Raw genomic sequence first — 1443 nt, forward strand, 5'->3', positions numbered from 1 at the left:
CGTGGCCGTCGTGGCCGTCGTGGCCGTCGTGGCCGTCGTGGCCGTCGTGGCCGTCGTGGCCGTGGTGACCCTGGTGGCCGTCGTGGCCATGGTGGTGTTCGTGGTGCTCGTGGTCTGCCTGCTGTGCGTGGTGCTCGTGGTGCTCGTGAACCTCGTTCATCGCAACCCCTCGGGAACGCCTGGCAACGGTCCTGCCGACAGCAGAACCGTATACCCCCCAGGGGTATTCCTCAAGGAAAGGGTCAGTGGAACCCGCGCAGCTCCTTCAGCAGCGCCACGTCCGCCTTGTGGCCCTCCGTACCGCCCGGCGTCTCGATGATCAGCGGGACGCCCTCCATCGCGGGGTGCGAGAACAGCTCGGCGAAGGCGTCGCGGCCGATGTGGCCCTGGCCGATGTTGGCGTGCCGGTCCTTGTGGGCGCCCACGCCCTCCTTGGAGTCGTTCGCGTGGATCAGCTTCAGCCGGCCCTCGCCCACCGTGTCCACCAGCAGGTCCAGCGTCTGCTTGGTCCCGCCCGGCTCCGCCAGGTCGTGCCCGGCGGCGAAGACGTGGCAGGTGTCGAGGCAGATCCCGAGCTTCGGGTGGTGGTCGAGCGCGTCGAAGTACGGGCCGAAGTCCCAGGTGCGCGAGCACAGCGAGGAGCCCTGCCCGGCCGTCGACTCCAGCAGCAGGAAGGGGTCGTCGTCGTGCGTCAGCTCGTCCAGCAGCGGCAGCATGAACTGCCTGACCTGCGCGTACGCCGCCTCGCGCGGCCGACCGCCGGTCGCCGAGCCGGTGTGCACGACCACCCCGAGCGCGCCGATCTCGCGGGCGCGGCGCAGCGAGTGCCGCAGCGACTCCACCGACTTCTCCACGGTCGCCTCGGTGTGCGAGCCGAAGTTGATCAGGTACGGGGCGTGCACGTAGGCCGGGATCGACCCGGCCGCGCAGCCCGCGCGGAACAGCTCGTCCTGCGCCGGGTTGCCGGCCGGGGTGGCCCAGCCGCGCGGGTTCGCCACGAAGACCTGCACGGCCTCGGCCCCCAGCTCCCGGGCGTACGACAGCCCCACCGAGGCGAGGCCCCCGGCGACGGGCACGTGCCCGCCGACCGGATTGCGCAGGGCAGAGCGGTCCTGCCCGTCCTTCTGCGTCACGTACTACAGCCCCTTGACCCGGAGGATAACCGTGCTGCCCTCGGGGGCGGTCTGGCCGCCCGGAACCGACTGGGCGTCCACGGTGTTGCTGAACGAGATGAAGGGCTTCTCCACCTTCACCTTGAACCCGGCCGCCTCCAGGGTCTTGCGGGCGAGGTCCGCCTCCTGGCCGACCACGTTCGGCACCGGGATCTGGCGGGGGCCCTTGGAAACCGTCAGCACCACCGTGTCGCCGGCCGCGGCCTGGGCGCCGGCACTGACCGACTGGTTGGCCACCGTGCCCGCGGGGGCCGGGGAGTTGACCTGCTCG

At 71.6% G+C, this 1443-nt stretch carries 2 protein-coding genes; both read right to left on the bottom strand.

Annotation, left to right across the window (positions count from 1 at the left end; translation table 11 throughout):
- Window positions 1–242 precede the first annotated feature (242 nt).
- Window positions 243–1100, bottom strand: coding sequence for a deoxyribonuclease IV (locus ABZ924_RS37580; RefSeq protein WP_361920076.1), 858 nt, complete (start codon window positions 1098–1100; stop codon window positions 243–245).
- Between the two features lie 36 nt (window positions 1101–1136).
- Window positions 1137–1443: PASTA domain-containing protein (locus tag ABZ924_RS37585; protein WP_361920074.1), on the bottom strand; the 307-nt coding region annotated here is incomplete at its 5' end.

The organism is Streptomyces sp. NPDC046876 (genome assembly GCF_040645035.1).
Lineage (GTDB): Bacteria > Actinomycetota > Actinomycetes > Streptomycetales > Streptomycetaceae > Streptomyces.